We start from the raw sequence: 15,746 nt of genomic DNA on the forward strand, positions 1-15,746 counted from the left end.
GGTTTATTTAACTGCTGCTGCAATCAATTTCAAGTATTCATCAATCGTATAAGAAATCGAAAGTGGGTTAGGGTTACCAGAAGCTGCAAGAGGTGTACCGTTACCGATCAGCACAACAGCACCTTTTTGAACCGCAGGAATTTTGCCAAGAATAGGATCTGCTTTAACAGCTTGCAGCAAAGCGTCGTCTCCATATCCGATCAAGATATCCGCATCGTTAAGTGCATCCGCATTTTCAGAACTTAATTTTAAGTTGTAAGCGGTAGGGTCCGTAATTTTTTTCGTAACGCCTTCCGAGTAAACCATGCCAAGCTCGATTAAGAAAGCACCGCGAGGGTCAGCAGCTGTATAGATATTAATTTTGGATAAATCCTTAGCTGAGAAGTTCGTAAATGCAACTTTTTTACCTTTCAACTGCGGGTATTCACTTGCTTTTTTCTTAATTAACTCTTCGGTGTCTTTAATCAGTTTCTCGCCTTCGGCTTTCATCCCCATGCCTGTAGCATTGAACAGGACTTGCTCGCGCCATGTCGTTACCCAAGGGCTCTTCTCATAAGCGACAACTGGAGCGATTTTACTAAGGGTTTCATAGTCTTTTTGTGTAATACCGGAGTAAGCAGCAAGAATAACATCAGGTTTGGATGCCGAAATCGCTTCGAAATTAAGTCCATCAGTATCTTGGAAAACGTTAGGTTTATCTACGTTAAGTTCCTTAAGTTTTTTAGCTGTCCAAGGCAGAAGTCCGCTCTTATCTTGAACGCCGTAATTTGCTGCTGAGAAACCTACAGGTACAACGCCTAGCGCAAGTACAACATCATGGTTAGCCCATTGAATAGTTGCAACCCGTTTAGGTTTGCTTGGAATTGTTGTCTCGCCAAAAGCATGCTTGATCACGATCGGGTATTTCGTAGCATCTGGCGTAGTACTTGCAGCAGCGGTTGCAGCAGCAGTCGCAGCGGCACTCACAGCCGTGGTTGGTGCAGGTGTTGAACTGGATTTCTCCGATGCACAACCAACTAGCGGAATCATAATTGCGGCCGAAATAAGTAATGTTTTAAAAGAAATTTTTTGTTTTGTCTTCATGTTGTAGCCCCACCCTTATTATAAAATATATTTTTGGTAGTGCTGATGAGCAGCACTGAGTAAACTTATTTACTATTATGATAATGATTATCAGTATCAAATATAAAGCTCATTCATTGGGTTGTCAATGTTAAATCTGATTAAAGTGATAGCAGAAATAAAGTTTAAAGTTTAAATCTTGAACTTTAAAGTTCAAATGTTAAACTCTAAAAGCTAAATTTCATTTCCTCTCCACGTTAAAATTGTTAAAAATTCCTAATAACCGTCTTAAATCCGCTCTATCAACCGAATCTATTTATAGTATTTCAATTAGGTTGGGAGAGGAAATAGACATGGCAAAACATGATATTCTTACCACAACTATTCATTTATCCATTGATAACGGCAGCAGTCATATTAAAGGCATCTATGACGATTTGAACAACAGTTTTATTTTCCCTAATGTTGTGGCACAGCCTTTTGGGGAGCGATTTCTATTGATGGAGCAAGGAGATCCCTTGGATTTCTTAGATGTGCAAATTACATCGCCGGCGATTGATACGGAGCAATACCGTCATGTCTACGTTGGAAATTTGGCTATCGGCGACGAAGGAATTGTCCATGAAATTGTGGGAGATAAAGCGGTACAAAAGAAGGCCCAGCGGCCTGAAACTATGGTTACGCTCCTAACAGCTACGGCATACGCCATAGCTACGAAGCATGAGGATGCCATTAAACGCGGTAAGAATCGCATTAAAGCGACGGTCCAGTTAGGAACCGGATTGCCCATAAGAGAAATTACGAAATTTAGCGAAGAGTTTGCACAGAAGATAACAGGAGGCGTTCATTCCATTACGTTTGTGACGACACCGATATTTAAAGGCGTAACAGTGGAAATGGAGTTTATGCTGCCATCGGGAATTAGCATTGACGACGTATCAGGTGTTTATGATATGGAGGCTACAACGAAGTCACAGCTTTCACATAAAGGCTTTGGGATAGCAGATGTTGGCGGAGTCGATATGGATATTGCTTTCTTCAGACCAGGGCTTGATCTGGATCAACGGCATTCAACGGGAGCTAAAATCTACTTAAACGATGCGCTAGAAAGCATACGGAATGAAATCAATGCCCAAGGCGAAGAGTTAGTCTCAAGCACTGCGGAATTGACCATCATGTTAGTTAACAAGGAATATGAAATTTATGCTGAGGGTAAAGTGGCTTTTGACATGACGAACCTCGTAAACCGTCACATGCGAATCTTAGCCGAAAAGGTGCTGAAATACGCCCGCAACTCTTGGAAACACGTTCGCTATGCCAACGAGTTCTGGTTTATCGGAGGCGGGGCAATCGTTCTTCAACCGTGGATCGAGAAACTAAATGCCGAGTTAGGCTTGCCGATCCGATTTGATAAGTCAGAATACAGCCAATTCCGTAATGTGCGCGGCACTTTCTTTTTGCTGGAACATGCCCTGAAACAATCGAATTATGAAGCAGCGGCAAGCATGGAATCCCAGACGGAGTCTGGGGCTGGGAGCGGAGCGGATTGAAGAAACGGAGATCGACTGTTATGGTGAGCCCGGGTAAAGACGTCACGTTATACATCCCGACAGAAACACCGCCAGAGGTCATTGCGTACATGAATCAGTTGAAAGCCGAAGGCATGTTCAGTCATGGTATTATGGACATTTTGACAAAACATATCCTTCGTGAACAATCGCTAGCTAAGTTGGTAACCGAAGGGGAGCCACATCAGAATATGCAGTCGTTCGTCGAGGACGATATCTTGTTTACCGCACCCATAGAACACCAGGAATCTATAGATACCCCGGTTTCTAACAGTCAGAAAAACTTCAGTTTAGAAGATATATTTCGGCAAGCTGGCCGTAATGCTGGCAAGCTTATGTAGGATGTAACTGGGTGGGGTGAACTCCAATCATAATGAGAAGGAGGACATCGATATGTCTAACGGAGAAACAAACGAAGGTACACGGAGTTTTGCGCTATCGGATGATATTTTTCGCCAACCAGGGTTGGATCTTCATTCTCAAATGGTCTATATTATTTTGAAAAGTTTTGGCTCCGAGTCTAATTTCCCCGCACTATCAGAGATTGCGATTCTTGCGAGAATGACAGACAAGCAGATGATGAAGGCGTTACAAGACCTTGTAGATCTAAAAATCCTTCCGCACAAACTGTTCCGCCGGATGGTTGGCGATTTCCAAGATGACCGACTCTCATGGGCAGCTAAGGGATTACTTATTTTTTGCAAAGAGAATCCACATATTCATTTACATGACTTGCTTGAATTAACGAGCCAATCTGGCGAGGACGAGCTTAGCATTCGCAATTCCTTACAAGAGTTAAGTCAGCACGGTTACTTGGATGAGTACCCCCAGTGGCAGCAAATCGCGAACTGAGCGGATCGAGGATGATTGGGAGCCAAATGAGACACACTAAAGCGTATGCCAAGGCTAATTGCGTTTGGCAACTAACCATAAACGCCAAGGAGTGATCATGTGAGCGGAAGAAACAATAAGCCAGATAATGACGGCCCAGCAGGGCATCCAGGCAGACTTGACCAGTATGGTGACAAGCTGGGATCGAGCAATGAGGCGGAGTTTGAAGCGGCAGCCAACCAGGCATGCGATGTTTCCCCTACAGAGGATTTGAGCGATCTGGGGCAAACGCACTAGCACGAATAAAGGGCTTCGATAAGCAGAGAGCGCTATCCATTCGGGTGGCGCTTTTGTTTATTTCTTGTTACACTAAGTTTATGATTGATTAATCACTCATTACCTATGAGGGGAGCTTTTCACATGGCAAAAGACGACAACATTTCGGTTAATCGCCGAACTGATATTATATCGGCTGCAATTGCGGTTTTTGCTGAAACAGGCTATTATCGTACGACAACAGCGCAGGTAGCGCAGCGAGCAGGCATTTCACAGCCGTATGTGTTCCGCTTTTTTTCAACTAAAGAAGCATTGATGCTCGCGGCACTGGAAGCCTCTTGGGCAAGAATTGCAGAATCCTTCTGCAAAGTCATCGCCACTGCTTCACCGAGTGGATTGGAGCAGGAGCTAATCACTGCCTATGAGGAAATCCTGACTGCCCACAAGCAGGAGATGTTGCTTCAGATGCAGGCTCAAACCATGCAGGAGGAACCGATTCGCGAGGCGATGCAGGCTGGTTTTCGAGAGATTCGAGGCATTGTGCTCGAAGCCTTTCAGAAGAATGCGATCCCGGATTCGGAAGAGAGGACGCTGCTTTTTCTTGCACGGGGCATGCTTTGTAATATTTCTATGGCATTGGGCCTACCAGAGCTTATGAAGAGTTAAAAGGCTGCAAAGCCGAAAAATTTAGTTATTGATCAATCACTAACTATTTGGTATAGTAACAACATTAAGTTAGTGATTGATCAATCACAAACAAGTTAAGGAGATGCTGTAATGAAAAAAGCGATTGTTATTGGAGCAACTGGCGGAACCGGTGCTGCTGTCACGGAGGAATTAGTGAATAGGGGAATTCCCGTCATTGCATTTGGGCGTTCGCTTGCGAAGTTAGAGCAGTTCGCTGCTCGGTTGGGACATCCTGCAAATCTGACGCTTGCCATAGGGGATGCTTTCTTGGCAGATGATGTGGCAGCCGCGGTGGGAGATGCCGATGTGCTGTTTCATTGCGCAAACGTTCCTTATCATGAGATGGCTAAGCGGCTGCTTCCGCTGGGAGAGGCTATTATGCAGGCAGCTGATCGATTAGGTCTCAAAGTGGTCGCAGTCGATGGTATCTATCCCTATGGAAGAAGACAAATGGATGTAGTTACTGAGAATCACCCCAAACAGCCACACACACGTAAAGGGCAAATTAGGCTGCAATTTGAACAGATGGTCTTCGACAAGCGATGGAAGCAAGCACGCCCGTTGATCGCCCGTCTGCCCGATTATTATGGTCCAACAGCCAATCAGGCCTCGTATCTAGGTTTTACTTTAGAAGCCATCGCAGCTGGCAAGATGAGTTTCTTCATCGGGAACATGCATGTGCCACGTGAGTACGTGTATTTACCAGATGCTGCTAAAATGCTTGTGGAACTTGCGATGAATGAGCATGCCTTTGGTCAAGAATGGAACATTCCTGGTGGGGGAACGATTTCTGGCCATGATATTGTCCGCATCGCTCGCCGTGCTAGCGGCACTTCCAAACCTGTGCTCTCCCTAGGGAGGATTGGCCTTTCTTTGATGGGATTATTCATTCCCGTCATGAAAGAAGTCGTCGAGATGCTGTATTTAACGACAGAGCCGCTCCGCCTTAGTGCCGAGAAGTACGAACGTTGGATAGGGCATGTCCCAGCCATCAGTTTCGAGGAGGGCATTACGGTTACGATCCATCAGTTGAAGAGGTAAGCAGGGATATTCACCCATCCGTGCCGGTGTGTTGGGCATTTCTTAGAACAATACAAATCGTTTGCAAGGCTTTTCTTTTATTTTTTAGTCGTATCAAATTCAGCGGACTGCTCATAATAAACTCGCACTACCTTAAATCTATATTTCAAGGAGCGTGAGCAGCATGTCAGGTCACAAACAGCAAGGGCAATCCAGAAAAAATACAACCACACGTACACAGGACCAAAGCAGCAACAAGGGCGGCAAATAAAGGCTGCCTCATCACGCAAGAACATAACCCTAAATAAAGAAAAAGGTCCTTACCTCTTCAGAGGTGTGGACCTTTTTTAAGTTAACCCTTTGTCATCCGATTGAGATCGGATGTAAGCTTATCGAGCTGAAGGAAGCTCTCCATAATGTCGCGGATGCGGCGATCCTGTGTCGTCATGCTTGCGGACATTTCTTGGATGGAAGCCATGTTTTCTTCTGTGATACCAGCAATGGTAACGATCTGGTCTGTGATGCGCGTGTATTGTTGGTGGAGATGATCGGCAGATTGTTCCACATGAGTAGACTGGCTTTCCAGGTGGCCCGCATCGGTCGCCAGCGCATGCATGGCTTGTACGACTTTCTGTGCGGCGTCGCTGCCATTCGCGACAGATTGCTGCCCGTGTAGGACTTGCGCGGCGGCTTGCGTTGTCTTCGAGCGAATATCCTCGAGAATCTGCTCGATCTGTTCAGTCGATTGCTGTGAAGTCTCGGCCAATTTGCGAATCTCGTGTGAAACAACGCCGAATCCTCTGCCATGCTCGCCTGCACGTGCGGCTTCAATGGCTGCGTTCAATGCGAGCAAATTCGTCTGCGTCGAGATATGCTTAATCGTTGCAACAATATCGCTAATCCGCGAGTTCTGGCTGTCGAGATCGTTCATTAGCTGAACGGAAGAATCCATCGTTTCGTGAGCACTTTTCATTTGAATTTCTAAAGACTCGGCTTCCTCACTACCCACCTTGGTCAGCTGGGCAGAGCTTACGGAGAGACCTCTCATTTCGGCTGATCGGTCTGCCAAGGATGTGACGGATTGTTCAATATGGCGAATGGATTCACTGATATCACTAATGCTAATGGTTTGCGTTTCGGTGCTTGAGGTAATTTCCCCGAAGGCTAAGGTTACATCTCTAGAAATAGAACCCGTAGCTGTTGCATTCTCCCTCAGATCCGAGCTGAACTGCGTTAGTGAAACTAATGAGGTAGAGAGAAGGTTAACCAATTCGACGGATTTGTTTTTCTCTAAGACAGCTTGCTCGCGCTCAGAGAAGATATCCTTTTGCAATCGCTCGCTGAATTTCGTAGAAACGAATAAAGGAACAGCGATCAACGCAAGGTACATGTACATATTGACTATATCGTTATCTCCGAAAAGTTCTGTTTTGTAAGAGCTTATGTAGAAGTAGGCTGTCAGAATAGCACCCATGAAGCTAGAGAATGCAATCGCACGTGAACTGCCATACAACGTCATAATTGCTAAATTGACATAGACAAGAAGATAGGTTGTGAAGATAGGTCCGGTGGTAATCAGCAACCATGTCAGTAGTGTGATAATGGCGGATATAATATACATGATGTAGTTGGTAAGCCAGCGTTTGTAAGTAAGAACAGTTGCCAATCCGCTAGTCAATGTGCCGACAACGAGAAGGACCATAATCGAATCCATTCCTGCAGCAGTCAGGAAATCGACAGCTATGCCAAGGGCCAGCATTCCCCAAATAATATTCACAAGCAGTTTGTTGCGGCGGTGCAATGTCTCGATATTATTCATCATCCGTCCACCTTTTCCATATAGTGTTACGTTAAGATGATAACATGAACCGACAAATTTTTACATAATTTTAAGGAGCTAATCCAATGCACTTCTCCACTGGTTTAGCAGTTTTTCATGCAGCTGAGCAGCTAGATCGAAGCGATACGTAGCAAGGAGATTCTCCAGCTTCACTGGCGCAAGAAGCGGATTCACAGGAATATTAGGTGCCACCGGAAAGGAAAACGCCGTATTCATATAGTCCGTTTGAACCTCTTTGGACAACATGAAGTCAACAAGCTGTTTGGCTGCGGCTGGATTGTTGCCTCCCTTCAGGATGGAAACAGCTCCGATCTCCCAGCCTGCTTGGGGTGGAATGAACGAGCTTATATGATAGCCTGAGTTTTTGAAGCGCAGCTGGTCGCTTAAGAAGGAGACGGCCGCCGCCACTTCACCCTCCGCTAAATGCTGTGCGCTCGTGTTGCCGGCAAACGTCATGGAGGCGCTTTGCTTCTTCAGCGCTTGCATGAGATCAATGGCCGCGCTATCCCCGCGCTGCTGGGCAACAGATGCGAGCAGCGTGTAGCCTGTCCCCGACGTTTCGGGGTCGGGAATCTCGATCTTGCCCTTGAGCTCAGGGCGCAGCAGATCCTCGTAACGCTGTGGCAGCGGAAGACCTGCCAGTTGGGGATCTTGCTGCCAGACGGTTTGATTGACGCCAATGGCCAGTGCCCCCATGTAAATACCAGTCCAATAGCCATCCGGATCTTTATACTTGCTCGGGATGTTGCTTGCGAAGGCAGAGGAGTAACGAAGCGATTTACTCTTATTTTTGAGCTGCTCGTGTAGATCAGCTGGACCACCGAGCACGACGTCAATACCCGTTTTGCCTAGCGTCAGCAGGTGGTAGCTCGCTTCACCACTGGACATCCGGATAATATCATACGGTTGACCTGTTTGTTCCTTGAACGTCTCAAGCAGAATTTTCCCTGCATCCTCCTGGAAGATGACGTACACTTTAAGAGGCTGGTTACTTTTCTTCTCCCCCAAGACGAGATACCCAAGATACACACCGACACCAATTATGAGTATGAGTAATCCTTTTTTCCACATGGCGAAACTCCCTTCTGAACAGCCAAAAAAGGAAACCAAAGTTTCCCTTTTCAACCCGCTGCTATTTCTTATGTTCAACTACCTTAGTTTAATCAAATGAATTTTATCATCGGCTGCACTAATCGTGACATTCCCTTGGTATCTTGTCAAACCGATATCATACGCATCGACGATCCATTCTTTCATATCATCATCGAGAATGAAGTAACGTTCCTTCTCGCCAAGGAACATGGACGATTTCACGAAGCCGCTCACTGTAAATTCGCCGGCATTCGTTGCCTGAATCCGCATGGATTCTGGTCGAATACTGAGCAGCACCTTTTCACCTGCTGTCACAGTTTCATCGACCGTTACGCTTGCGGTACGTTTACTCGTACCGTACTCGACAGTGGCTTTGCCATTGGCATAGTCGCGCACAACAGCATCAACGAAATTCGTTGTCCCGATAAAATCGGCGACGTAAGGCGTGCGAGGTTTGTAATAAATATCATGCGGCGTGCCGTATTGATCAATCGCTCCTTTGTTGAAGACAACGATATGATCGGACATCGATAAGGCTTCGAGTTGGTCATGGGTGACGTAGATAACCGTTAAACCAAGCTCTTGTTGAATGGTGCGCAGCTCGACACGGACTTCTTCGCGGAGCTTCGCGTCCAAATTGCTTAGCGGCTCGTCGAGCAGAATGATCGGCGAGTTCATGACGAGGGCACGAGCCATCGCGACCCGCTGTTGTTGTCCTCCGGACATTTCGTGCGGATACCGCTCCTCAAGTCCCGTCAGTTTCACTTTGGCCATCGCAGACTTCACGCGCTCCTGAATTTCCGCCTCAGGGCGCTTCTGAATATCAAGCCCGTAAGCGACATTATCGAATACGGTCATGTGCGGGAATAGCGCATATTCTTGGAATACCATCGGTGTTCCGCGTTTATAGGGAGGCAGATCGTTGACGAGCTGGCCATCAATCCGAATTTCACCCTCATCAACCGAATAAAAGCCTGCAATCGAGCGCAACAGCGTCGTTTTCCCACATCCACTGGGACCGAGAAATGTAATGAACTTCCCGCGTTCAATCTGCAAATTAATCTGTTTGAGAACGTGATTGCTGCCAAACACCTTACTTACATCTTTTAAATCTAACAATATGTGTGAACTCATGATTCTCACTCCTTAGGACGTCAGTGTTACGCAGTTACGTATAGTTAGAAATCGAATATTTTGACCTTCGAACGGAAAATGAGCTTCATCACACCAAGCGTAGCCAGTGTTGTTCCCATTAAGCCAACGGCAACAGCTGCTGCCCAGTAATACGTGCCAGTTTCGGCATAATTGAAGATGGATACGGCGGCGACCACCCATTTGGGCGTAATAAGAAAGACGATGGTGCTTAAGGTGTTCATATTTTTCATAAAAGCATAGACGAAGTTCGCAACAATGGTCTTTTGTAGCATTGGGAATACGATGGTTGTTAATGTGCGGCGGCTGTCTGCACCAAGATTCGTCGCGGCTTCCTCAATTGATTTATCTACCTGCTTGAAGGAAGCGGTGAGTCCGCGATAGCCAACTGGCATCTGCTTGAGCAGCATGGCGACGATAATGAGAATGGCTGATCCTTGCAGCATGATCGGTCCATTGCTGAAAGCGACGATCAAGGCAAGACCAACGAACGTTCCAGGCAGCGCAATTGGCAATACGGCAGTGAAGTCCAGCAGTTTTTTGCCCGGAAACGGCTTGCGTACAACGACATAGGCCAACACAAGGGCGAAGCCAACAGCCAGAATGGAACTAATGAGCGATAAGACTAAGCTGTTCATGACAGCAGGACTGGAGGGGTTAAACACAATTTTGAACATATGGTCCAGCGTAAAGGTGTTGTCACGTCCGAAGTTTTTGGTAAACGCGAACAGGATGGTAATGGCGAACATAGATAAAATGAAGAGTGCCATGATGCTGTTGAATATGAAAAGCAAGATATCTGTCTTGCGGGAAGTTTTCACCCGGTTAAGTCCAGAAACAGGCTTTCCAGTAATGGTTGAGTAAGAGCCTTTGGCCAGCAGTCTGCCTTGAATCACGAAGACCAAGAGGGCAGGAATGACGAGAATGAGACCCATGACGGAAGCGAGCCCAGGCTCGTTATTAATGATTTCACCGTAAATTTCAACAGCTAAGAGGGAATAATTGCCCCCAATTAGCTTGGGATTCCCAAAGTCGGCAAAGCAATTGATAGCGACGAGTAGAAAGGCATTGATAACGCCGGGAAGCGCTAATTTAAATGTAATGGTACGGAAAAGTTTGAAGCCGCGTGCGCCTAAGTTCTGGGCAGCAATTTCTAGATTCGGCGAAATGGAGCGAAGGACGCCAGTTATGGTCATGTAGGCAAGCGGGAAATACGAAATCGTTTGTACGATCCAGAGGCCAGGCAGCCCGTATAAGTCCAACTCGACGTTAAACCAGGCTTTCATGGTTTGGGAGACCATACCACCTCTGCCGAATAGCAGCAGGAAGGCAAGGCCGGTCATGACAGAAGGCGCGAGAATCGGGAGGAAGGCGATAAAGCGGAAAAATTTTTTCCCCACGATATTACTGTAATGAATCGAATACGCATAAATAAAGCCGCAGACCGTTGCAGTTAGAGCGGATAGGGAGGAGCTGACAACGGTATTAAGCAGAGCCTTCGCATACCGGCTTTTGCTAAAGAAAGTTGTCCAATCCGTCGCTCCTGGAAGCGCAATCACATAAATGAGTGGATAAATAACGAAGAGACAGAGAACAGCGAAACTGATGAGAACAAGGATCAGCGATGATGGATCTTTCATCAGTCTGCCGATCGACGAACCCATACCCTTTTTTTCTATGATCATAAGGGGTTCACGACCACCTTCCAAATTCATTGTATAGGAGGGCATTGATTAGCATAAGAAGCATGCCTCATGACTTCAATGCCCTGTACATAGGCTTTTCTATTATTTAAGATCTTTCAGTGCATCTTGCAGCTCTTTGCGCTGTTCGGCAGCTTTCCACAAGCTGTAAGTCGTGTTATATTTCGTTGCTTTGATATCGATGCCGCCTTTAGGAATCGGCACAGTCGGTTTTACGGAACTTGCAAAAGCAGACTCGGTGTACAGTAGTCCAGGTTCGTTGGTTAACATGAAATCCATTAGTTTCTTAGCGCCTTCTGTGTTAGCGCCGCCTTTCACGATAGCCAATCCACCAACCTCATAGCCTGCGGATTCTGGAACGATACTAACAATCGGGTTGCCTTGATTCTTCATCTTCAACTGGTCGCCAAGGAAAGTAATGCCGATCGTGTACTCGCCTTTGGCTGCCTTCTGAATCGGCTCAATGCCGGATTTCGGTCTTTCCTTTAGGTTCGGAAGCAGCTTCGCCACATAGTCCAGCATCTTCTCTTTTCCCCATACTTGCGCAAGAGATGCAACAGCCGTGTAGGCTGTACCTGAGGTTGCTGGGTCGGACATGCCGATTTCACCTTTGAATTTCGGGTCAAGCAGCTCTGCGAAGGTCTGCGGGTAAGGAGCTGCAGCATATTTCTCTTTCCAACGTTGTTCGTTGATACCAATGGCGATAGGATTTAGATAAAATCCGGTCCAGAAGCCTTCTTTATCTTTCATGTTGTCTGGAATATCTTTGGCATTCGGCGAAATGTACGCTTCAAGCGCACCGGCTTTTTTCAGTACCTCATGCGAATCAGCAGGTCCACCCATCAGGAAGTCGGCTTGTGGTTTGCCCATTTCATTTTGTACTCGGGTCACAGCCTCACCGCTTGGCAGACGAAGGACGTCGTAGTCGATCCCCGTTTCTGCTTTAAATTTATCTAGGATCTTACGGGCTTCTTCTTCTTGGAAAATGGAGTACACCGTAATCTTACCTTTCGATGTCCCGCCAAAAACACCGGATTTGTACAGGAAGAATCCTGCTATGAGTACGACAACAATGACCGACACGATCATAATGGAACTATTACTTTTCTTTCTAGCCATTTCATCAACCATCCCCTCGGGTATGTTAGGAGGTATCACTTAACTTGAAATAGGCTTTATGGTTGGTTTCATCTAACAAATCGAATACGATGAAGTAAGCGTTATCATATCGGTCAAGATGCAGCCAATGCTTTCCGTTCACCGCTTCGTCGGTTAATTGCACGACATAGTGGCTGCTAGGCTGTTCAGCCATGAAGTCGAAATGACTGAAATCGATCAGCCTCGCTGCGGATCGCATCTGTGTCGTTAGTGCAGCCCGTTCCGCCTCAGAAATCGTTGTAAGGAGGCCGTCCTGCAAACGGAAGACTTGATGATCTTGATTTGCAATAACGCCGCCTACCGTTTCTGCTGTGAGCGTCTTATCGATGAGCATATTCTGCAACTTCCGAATTTCAGCGCTAATTTCCAGTGAGTTGACCGAGTCTGTTCCGAAGCGAAAGCCGCTGGTCCCAATTTGGAAAGGGATGTCCTCCTGATCCAAGTAGGCAATGGAGCCCGTTAGCAGCAAACGTGAAGCGTTTGCACGCGTCTGCGGCTTTCCCCCGTCAAGTATGCGGGTAAATGATGCTTTCCACGCAATCAGCTCTTTCGGGTCATCAATGGAAATCGTACCAACGCCAGGATACGTCACGTTCATGCGCATAGGGACACCATCGAACATGTCACGGCTATTGGCTTCCTTAGGGACGATACGCACTTCGTCCACGCCGATACGGAACATATAGGCAAAAATGCCGATCAACGTACAACCAATCACGATTTGTAGTAAGATGAGACGCAACCATGAAAGCCCTTTCTTCTCCTCTTGCATGTAGATTACTCTCCTTTTATCTCAGAAAAATCATCGATTTGTATCAATTTTGTAACAAGCCTTGCGTGAGGGTAGGTTCGGTTTGGAATACCAGAATCACTTCAGTGCCCATTTTCTCTCGGCTATGTACCGTGATGTTGCCGCCTTGCAACTCCATTAACTGCTTGCAGAGAAGTAAACCAAGCCCATGGGAATGCGGCGAAATGGGACGATTCTGATTGAGTTCCGAAGAGGCTAGAAACAATGCGGCTGCTTCTTGCTCGCTTAATCCCTTGCCGTTATCCGAGATACGGATATGGCATTGGTATTCCAGCTGCTCTAATCGAATCGTGAGATGTGTACATTCACTGTGCTTAATCGCATTTTCAATGACATTAAATAGAACCTGCTGCGTGCGCTTGGGATCAACGTAGACCTCGCACGGCTCAGCCTGCAGAGTAGTTGTGATGGATGATTTGTGCAAGGTCGGTTCAAGAATGCGCAGACTATCGGTTAGGATTGCCGCCAGATCTGTGCGCTCAAGCTGTACGCGCCAAGCTTCGTCGCCTTTGAGCGATGTTTGCAGCAGCTCCTCAACCATCTGTAACAGTCGCGTGCTTTCCTTGCGGATGTAGACATTGCATGTTCGAATATCTTCGACGCGCTCCATTTTGTCTATCAAATCGGAGAATCCAATGATGGAGGTTAGCGGTGTTTTGAGCTCATGGGTGACATTATCATAAAATTTCTTCTGTTTACTTTGTTCGTATTGAAGGAGCTCGATATGCTCTTGGAGTGCTTCTGACATCTGATTGAAGTCATCGGCAAGTTCCCGCACTTCGTCTTGGCTGGTGACCACAATTTTACGGCTGAAATCACCAACGGTCACTTGCTTCAGTGCCTGTTGAAGGGCGTGCAGCGGTTTCATGATGAAGAACGAGAAGGAATAACTCGCCAGCAATGCGATGAGCAAGCAGCCGAGTGCTACGCCAATAAACCAAGAACGCATCTCCGATAGTGTTTCTTCATGCTTATTCAGATCCAGCAGATAGCGGAATCCGCCTACGATTTTGCCCTCATAGGTGAAAGGAGAAGCATAAATAAGAATTTTATTGTTCTCGCCTTCGGTAATGACGGTTGCCGATTGTCCAGCCAATGCAGCGTCAATATCGCTTCGTTTCATCAAATCTTCTTTGTTGCCGCTATCCCCGATAATGGTACCCTCTGGATCGAATAGCTGTACCTGGAAGTTGCTGTTCGCTGCAAGGTGTGAGGCAATCAGTGGCGCATAAGTCCCAGAAAAGAGCTGTTCAATACTAATTTTCTTATCATTGACGATTTTCAAAGCTTCAATGCGGTGCAGACCGTAATACTGGTCCAAGGTTTGGGTATCCCGCTCAATCATGCTTTTGCTCAGGGTATAATTCACAACCACATACATCGAGGCAAGCAGCATGATGATCGTTATCGAGTGCTGGATGAACAGCTTGTTGCGCAGCTTCATGGCTTAAACCTCCAGTTTATAGCCCGTACCATGAACTGTGGCGAGCACGTGATCGTGGGGTTTGATTTTCTCCCGTAGACGATTCACCATCATATCGACAGACCGTGTCTGTCCGTAATATTCGAATCCCCATACTTGGTCTAGGATGTGCTCACGCGTAAAAACTTTCTTCGGATTCTTGCACAGCAGCCAGAGGAAATCGAATTCCTTGCTCGTTGTCTTAATAGGCTTGCCAGCCAATTTGAAGGAGCGCTCATTTCGGTCAATTTCGATGATGCCAATTTGAAGGACGTCAGCCCCTTGTGCAGGCGTATCTGATGTGACACGGCGCATGACAGCGCGAATGCGCATAATAAGCTCTCGTGTTTCAAAGGGCTTGGTTAAATAATCGTCGGCTCCGAGCTGGAAGCCTAGTATTTTGTCATTCATCTCATTCTTAGCTGTGAGCAGAATCACGGGGATTTCTTTATGGATGTGTTGGAGTGTCTTCAGCAGCTCGAACCCAGACTGATCGGGCAACATGAGATCCAGCAGAATGAAATCAACAGGCTCTGAGGCGAGTACATCAAGACTGGATGCGACTGTGCCTGCTACGATAGGATGAAAGCCCTCCACTTCAAGGCTTAATTTGAGCAGCATTTGAATACTGGAGTCATCTTCGATAATTAAAATATTCATAGGAAAAGCTCCTTCCTTTCCGGTCGCATTGTGCTTACCTCATTCGCCACATATGAAGTGTGTTCCTTGTGTATCCATTCTACACAAGGATGACGACATGTAAATACGTGAATGGAATGTGGCTCTCTGAAAAGGGTACCCCGCGTGCCGCGGTTGCGGCGGGGTAGAGGCAGGAATAGCGCCCGAAAAGGGCGCTATCGTAGTGGTCGGGGCCAAAAGCCGAAGGATAAGGCCCTTTTTGGGTGTTACAGCCCCGCGTCGGGGCTGCGGCGGGGTGGAAGCAGAGATAGCGCCCGAAAAGGGCGCTATCGTAGTGGTCGGGGCCAAAAGCCGAAGGATAAGGCCCTTTTTGGGTGTTACAGCCCCGGGTGCCGGGGCGGCGGCGGGGTGGAGGCAGGAATAGCGCCCAACAAGGGCGCTATTG

General features: G+C 46.9%; 15 protein-coding genes. 6 read left to right on the forward strand and 9 right to left on the reverse strand.

The features are described from left to right. Positions 1 to 3: 3 nt before the first annotated feature. Positions 4 to 1,083 (reverse strand): iron-siderophore ABC transporter substrate-binding protein, encoded by a 1,080-nt coding sequence (locus AC58PV_RS14445; protein ID WP_497432921.1) that lies wholly within the window; start codon positions 1,081 to 1,083, stop codon positions 4 to 6. A 332-nt stretch (positions 1,084 to 1,415) separates the two neighbouring features. Between AC58PV_RS14445 and AC58PV_RS14450 the strand changes: the two genes are divergently transcribed. The 6 genes from AC58PV_RS14450 (at position 1,416) to AC58PV_RS14475 (ending at position 5,465) form a co-directional block, all read left to right on the forward strand. Continuing rightward, on the forward strand, positions 1,416 to 2,612 hold the full coding sequence (locus AC58PV_RS14450; RefSeq protein WP_497432922.1) for an Alp7A family actin-like protein: 1,197 nt from the start codon (positions 1,416 to 1,418) through the stop codon (positions 2,610 to 2,612). After that, positions 2,609 to 2,971 carry a hypothetical protein gene (locus AC58PV_RS14455; protein ID WP_497432923.1) on the forward strand — a complete coding sequence of 121 codons (363 nt, stop codon included), beginning with the start codon at positions 2,609 to 2,611 and terminating at the stop codon, positions 2,969 to 2,971. Before AC58PV_RS14450 ends, AC58PV_RS14455 begins: the two co-directional genes overlap by 4 nt. A 52-nt stretch (positions 2,972 to 3,023) precedes the next feature. Further along, positions 3,024 to 3,482, forward strand: coding sequence for a hypothetical protein (locus tag AC58PV_RS14460; protein WP_497432924.1), 459 nt, complete (start codon positions 3,024 to 3,026; stop codon positions 3,480 to 3,482). 99 nt (positions 3,483 to 3,581) lie between these two features. Next, positions 3,582 to 3,758 (forward strand): hypothetical protein, encoded by a 177-nt coding sequence (locus tag AC58PV_RS14465; RefSeq protein ID WP_497432925.1) that lies wholly within the window; start codon positions 3,582 to 3,584, stop codon positions 3,756 to 3,758. 123 nt (positions 3,759 to 3,881) lie between these two features. Continuing rightward, positions 3,882 to 4,403, forward strand: coding sequence for a TetR/AcrR family transcriptional regulator (locus AC58PV_RS14470; protein ID WP_497432926.1), 522 nt, complete (start codon positions 3,882 to 3,884; stop codon positions 4,401 to 4,403). Between the two features lie 111 nt (positions 4,404 to 4,514). Continuing rightward, positions 4,515 to 5,465 (forward strand): NAD(P)H-binding protein, encoded by a 951-nt coding sequence (locus tag AC58PV_RS14475; RefSeq protein ID WP_497432927.1) that lies wholly within the window; start codon positions 4,515 to 4,517, stop codon positions 5,463 to 5,465. A gap of 331 nt (positions 5,466 to 5,796) precedes the next feature. On the opposite strand, the gene AC58PV_RS14480 is transcribed toward AC58PV_RS14475, so the two are convergent. The 8 genes from AC58PV_RS14480 to AC58PV_RS14515 form a co-directional block, all read right to left on the reverse strand. Continuing rightward, positions 5,797 to 7,266, reverse strand: coding sequence for a methyl-accepting chemotaxis protein (locus tag AC58PV_RS14480; RefSeq protein WP_497432928.1), 1,470 nt, complete (start codon positions 7,264 to 7,266; stop codon positions 5,797 to 5,799). A 75-nt stretch (positions 7,267 to 7,341) separates the two neighbouring features. Then, entirely contained in the window at positions 7,342 to 8,355 is a 1,014-nt protein-coding gene (locus AC58PV_RS14485; protein WP_497432929.1) for an extracellular solute-binding protein, read from the reverse strand. A gap of 78 nt (positions 8,356 to 8,433) precedes the next feature. Then, positions 8,434 to 9,510, reverse strand: coding sequence for an ABC transporter ATP-binding protein (locus tag AC58PV_RS14490; RefSeq protein ID WP_497432930.1), 1,077 nt, complete (start codon positions 9,508 to 9,510; stop codon positions 8,434 to 8,436). A 44-nt stretch (positions 9,511 to 9,554) separates the two neighbouring features. Then, a complete protein-coding gene (locus tag AC58PV_RS14495) occupies positions 9,555 to 11,213 on the reverse strand; it encodes an ABC transporter permease (protein ID WP_056622522.1) in 1,659 nt (552 codons plus the stop codon). Positions 11,214 to 11,315: 102 nt separating this feature from the next. Beyond that, on the reverse strand, positions 11,316 to 12,350 hold the full coding sequence (locus tag AC58PV_RS14500; RefSeq protein WP_497432931.1) for an ABC transporter substrate-binding protein: 1,035 nt from the start codon (positions 12,348 to 12,350) through the stop codon (positions 11,316 to 11,318). A 25-nt stretch (positions 12,351 to 12,375) separates the two neighbouring features. After that, positions 12,376 to 13,161, reverse strand: a complete 786-nt coding sequence (locus tag AC58PV_RS14505; RefSeq protein WP_497432932.1) for a DUF3919 family protein — start codon at positions 13,159 to 13,161, stop codon at positions 12,376 to 12,378. Positions 13,162 to 13,204: 43 nt separating this feature from the next. Next, on the reverse strand, positions 13,205 to 14,644 hold the full coding sequence (locus AC58PV_RS14510) for a sensor histidine kinase (protein WP_497432933.1): 1,440 nt from the start codon (positions 14,642 to 14,644) through the stop codon (positions 13,205 to 13,207). Between the two features lie 3 nt (positions 14,645 to 14,647). Continuing rightward, positions 14,648 to 15,322 carry a response regulator transcription factor gene (locus AC58PV_RS14515; protein ID WP_497432934.1) on the reverse strand — a complete coding sequence of 225 codons (675 nt, stop codon included), beginning with the start codon at positions 15,320 to 15,322 and terminating at the stop codon, positions 14,648 to 14,650. Positions 15,323 to 15,746: the final 424 nt, after the last annotated feature.

This window comes from Paenibacillus sp. J22FR83 (genome assembly GCF_059691955.1).